The organism is Achromobacter sp. GbtcB20 (genome assembly GCF_019091095.1).
In the GTDB taxonomy this organism is placed as follows: Bacteria; Pseudomonadota; Gammaproteobacteria; order Burkholderiales; family Burkholderiaceae_B; genus Achromobacter; species Achromobacter mucicolens.
On the sequence record NZ_JAGXJZ010000153.1, the window covers coordinates 1 to 356 of the forward strand.

Here is a 356-nt window from a genome sequence, read left to right on the forward strand (position 1 = left end):
TCCAAGCAAAACTGATCTTTTCAAGGGCCGACACTTCGAACAAGAGATCATTATTCTCTGCGTACGCTGGTACCTGCGCTACAAGCTGTCGTATCGTGACCTGGTCGAGATGATGGCCGAGCGCGGCCTGTCAATCGCTCACACGACAATCCTGCGCTGGGTCCAGCGTTACGCGCCGGAGTTCGACAAGCGCTGGAGTCGATTTTCATCGCAGGCAGGTACTTCTTGGAGAGTGGATGAGACCTACGTCAGGATCCGTGGCCGGTGGGCTTATCTCTACCGGGCTGTGGATGCATCAGGCAAGACCATCGACTTCCGGCTCAGCCCGCGGCGCAACGTCGCCTCGGCAAAAGCCT

1 protein-coding gene is annotated in these 356 nt (G+C 57.6%); it reads left to right on the forward strand.

Going from position 1 to position 356, the window contains the following annotated elements; all coding sequences use genetic code 11:
* Positions 1-356: IS6 family transposase (locus KVT32_RS32300; protein ID WP_254637050.1), on the forward strand; the 356-nt coding region annotated here is incomplete at both ends.